This window comes from Pseudomonas caspiana (assembly GCF_002158995.1).
Lineage (GTDB): Bacteria > Pseudomonadota > Gammaproteobacteria > Pseudomonadales > Pseudomonadaceae > Aquipseudomonas > Aquipseudomonas caspiana.
Map to the genome: position 1 here is coordinate 9,025 of NZ_LOHF01000046.1, position 3,648 is coordinate 12,672.

Consider the following 3,648-nt stretch of genomic DNA (forward strand, 5'->3'; position numbering starts at 1 on the left):
TTTTGTAACGCCAGCAGGAACCACCCACGAGAAAACCCCGGGAACAGTAAAAGACACAGAGCCGCGCAAAGGCAGATCGGTTAACGCACCTTTTTTGGCCAGCAGTGCATTGACCTGAATTTGTGTATAAGCATCTGTGATGCCGTTTTCTTCCAGCGTGGAAGGGTTGTCACCGAGAATAACCACGCCCCGATCATTGACCTTGACCCGGGTGAAAACGCCCGCCGTTTTGTTTTTGGGCAATACCTCAAGTATCGACGCGTCGACGTAGGTACGAGTCGCCAATACAACGGCAGGATCGATTTTCAGCTCAACGTTACCCGCGTTGGTCACGACGATGTTCAACCGCACGACTTGCGTGCGGCCGGCCCCCTGTACCAGCAACGGTTTGAATGATGGCGCACAGTTGGCCACCGCCACGAAATCACCATCTGCATCGTACAAACCGATTTCACGAATCCAGAAGCCGCCGATATCGGCCGGAATGACCTGTTCGGCAATGATCACCGAGGCGTTGGCCGGATCGATCTTCAACTGGTTCAGAGGTGCGCGGCGCACTTCGTTGATCAGCTTGGTTTGTTTCACGTCCGGAACAGGATCCGCACCGTTGGCATCACCAATCGCCATCTGCGTAATCTTCCAGGGCACGCCCAGCGCATCAGCATTCGCCTGCTTGGCCGCGCCGACGTTGGTCAGCGTGGCAAAGAACTGTGAGTTCTGGTTAATCATGAGAAGACATCCAAAGTATCGATAGAGGTTTCACGCGCCACCAGCCCGAAAGAACCGGTGACGTCGATGTCACGTGGCACAGGGGGATAAACGTCGATTTCGTCACCGTCGTAGAGGCAAGCCGACATGTACTGGCGACCAGTGCTTTCAAGGCTGATCGCTAATCCTGTGAGGTGACGACTGAGCGGCTTGGCGTCATCGATGAGCCAGACCAGTTCCTGATAGGTTTGCTCGGTAATGCCGGTTTCCAGCACACCGACTTCCAGGGCGAATGTGCCGGGAACACCCTCAGGCACCGTCTCCCACCACTCTTGCACCTGGACCAAATAGCCCAGCGGCTCGACGACGCGGCGAATCGCGCCAATCGTTCCTTTGTGTTTATGGACGTAGAACGAGGCGCGGATGGCGGCCCGTTTAACGGACTCTGACCAGGTGTTGTCCCAGCGGTCCACGGACCAGGCCCAAGCAAGCTGGTAAAGCAGATGCGCCGGACAGGTGTCGGGGTTGTACAAGGTGCGCAGTGGGACGACCGTCAGTTCATCAGCGGCCGCTTCCAATCCCCGTTCCAGCGTGACGCTATTGAGCGGGATCAGGCTGGTCATGTTGCAGCTCCAGGCACCACTTCAAACCCTGTACACCAGGCGGCCTGAGCTTTACTGACCGGGATGTCCACCCAATCCGTCAGCTCGACCTTACGCACACCGCTAATGTGCAGCTGCGCATCGATGGCTGAACGAGAGATCTCGACGCCCAAGCGACGACGAGGGTTGATCCAGTCAGTCAGACGCTGAATGCACTGGGCCAGAATCGCTTCGTTTTCCGAACCGGTACCAGACATATGCACCACCGCGTCGATTCGGTACGGCAGCACCTCTGCCCCCTGAACGATGACCCGGTCACCCAGCGGGCGCACGTCTTCATCATTGAGACCGGCGCGCACCACGTCCAGCAACTCGTCATCAGCAGTGCCATCGCCCTCCAAGGCCAGCACCGTCACCACCACCGTTGCAGGCGAAGGACTCTCAGCCGATGCATCGGCGACTAACCCCGAGGCGTTTCGAGCGTGAAGGATGTAGCTGTTTCTGGGTCCTGCTGTAGTCAGTCCCTCGTACACCAGCTGGATCCGCTCGCGCAGCGCATCGTGCTCTTCCAGCACTTCGCTCACCGGCGGGACCGCCGTCAGATCCTCGGCCTGAACGACCAGGCGTTGCAGATTGACGTTGGCAGCCAAGTGGTCAAGGTCAGTCCCTTTGGCATGAGCCAGCAGTAGCGCCTTGGCGGCGTCATTGACCCGCGCACGATTGCCGACCTTTCGATAGGCTCCAACCTCCAGCAGCTTGACCACTGGATCGCTTTCAAGCTGAGCGGTCCAGCTGTCGCCCATGTAAAGGCGGAAAGTTGCGAGATCTTCCTGATAGACCTCTTCGAAATCGAGGTCTTCCAGCACTTGCGGCGCGGGCAGCGCCGACAGATCAACGGTACTCATGCCGTTACCTCCACTATCTGGGAATCGCCCAGGTACTGCCCGGTCAGTTGCAGGGTGATCTTCCCGCCGACTACTGCTACCACCCGGACGCGCTCCAGTTTCAAGCGCGGCTCCCAACGTGACAGCGCCCTGGCTACCTCAGCTTGAACGGCGCTTTTCCAACCGTCGTTGACGGGTAGATCGACAAAGCGACGTATCTTGCTGCCGTACTCGGGACGCATACGACGGCTGCCAATCGGCGTGCTGAGGATGTCCTCAATGGACTGCCGCAGATGCTCGACGCCGGAGATGGGCAAGCCGGTGCGACGGTCCATTCCGATCATCTGACCTAAACCTCTTGAGCGGAGTATTCACTGCTAGCCTTGAGGAAGGCGACAGCCTCTTTGTCAGACTCCGGCACCACCACCAGGCTTTTGGTCACCGGGTAGGTACGGTCGGTACCAGGCACAACCAGCGTGCGTGACGTGTAGATCAGATCGCGGAACGTCAACGACGCCGGCACCGCAGTGGCTTGTTCTTCGTTTGCGGGCTTCTCGATGGTCTTGGCCATGATTTCTCCAGGCATGAAAAAGCCCGCACGCGGCGGGCTACAGGTGTTTTTTTGAGTTAATGCTTGTGGTGGTTGTCGCTGTTACCGGCAGCCAGGATATCGGCGTCGCTGGTGATGCTTCCTGAAGCGTGTAATGCGCCTGCGACCTCGATCCTCTGCGTTACGCGTAACGAACCTTCAATTTCCACCGCTGCGATCAACTTGATGTTGGTGGTGGTCACAGTGACAGCGTCGTCAGTGGTGACTGATTCGGTCGAGCCAACTTTGGTGACTACCCGGCCAGTCGGCAGTGTTATTGTGTAAGACCTAGCTTTCCAGTCGTAAATCAGGGAGCCGCCATCATCAAATCGCCAGACCTCAACATGATCCCGGTTATCCGGCTGGCCGCCGGCATTGCCGTAGAGCCCGGGAATAAACGTGCCCATGCCTGCCTGGCCACTTGGATTGAACAAAACCCCCTGTTCGCCCAGGCTTGGTGCTCGCCAATGCCTCGCCTTCCCAGCAGCCAGGCTGTGCCACCGCACCCAGGCGCTGGTCCACTGGCCATTGCTGACACGCACAGCCGGTGCAGCTAAATCCACCCCGACAACGACACACGGCATCAGCATGGCGGCAATCATGCGGTCGTGTTCGGCGCTAACATAGCTCATAGCGAGCCCTCTGGATAAACCGGGCCGGTGTCAACATTGAACCCAGCTGCGTAATCATCCAACTGCAGTTCACCCGGTGAATCGTCTGGCCATGGCCACTGTTCAATACCGAGATAAACCTCCTGATTCCACTCCACCAACCAGACCGTATAGCCATCCAGATGCGGCTGAGTCCAGTCTTGCAGTGCCTGGATAAACTGCGCTGGCGCGACGGCCAGGCCCCACGTTTGAGC

At 58.2% G+C, this 3,648-nt stretch carries 6 protein-coding genes and 1 pseudogene; all 7 read right to left on the reverse strand.

What is annotated here, in order from left to right:
- Positions 1–729 (reverse strand): phage tail protein (locus AUC60_RS28255; protein WP_238599654.1); only part of this gene is annotated, 729 nt, incomplete at its 3' end.
- Positions 726–1,331, reverse strand: a complete 606-nt coding sequence (locus tag AUC60_RS27295) for a phage tail protein I (protein ID WP_087274688.1) — start codon at positions 1,329–1,331, stop codon at positions 726–728. The genes AUC60_RS27295 and AUC60_RS28255, both read right to left, overlap by 4 nt.
- Positions 1,328–2,215 carry a baseplate J/gp47 family protein gene (locus AUC60_RS27300; RefSeq protein WP_087274690.1) on the reverse strand — a complete coding sequence of 296 codons (888 nt, stop codon included), beginning with the start codon at positions 2,213–2,215 and terminating at the stop codon, positions 1,328–1,330. Before AUC60_RS27300 ends, AUC60_RS27295 begins: the two co-directional genes overlap by 4 nt.
- Entirely contained in the window at positions 2,212–2,538 is a 327-nt protein-coding gene (locus AUC60_RS27305; RefSeq protein WP_087274692.1) for a GPW/gp25 family protein, read from the reverse strand. The genes AUC60_RS27300 and AUC60_RS27305 overlap by 4 nt, the downstream gene beginning before the upstream one ends.
- 5 nt (positions 2,539–2,543) lie before the next feature.
- A complete protein-coding gene (locus AUC60_RS27310; protein WP_087274694.1) occupies positions 2,544–2,765 on the reverse strand; it encodes a hypothetical protein in 222 nt (73 codons plus the stop codon).
- Positions 2,766–2,821: 56 nt separating this feature from the next.
- The gene (locus tag AUC60_RS27315) at positions 2,822–3,415 is read right to left on the reverse strand and encodes a phage baseplate assembly protein V (RefSeq protein WP_087274696.1); all 594 of its coding nucleotides are present in this window, start codon (positions 3,413–3,415) and stop codon (positions 2,822–2,824) included.
- A pseudogene (locus AUC60_RS27320) lies at positions 3,412–3,648 on the reverse strand (hypothetical protein); the annotation flags it as partial. The gene AUC60_RS27315 and the pseudogene AUC60_RS27320, both read right to left, overlap by 4 nt.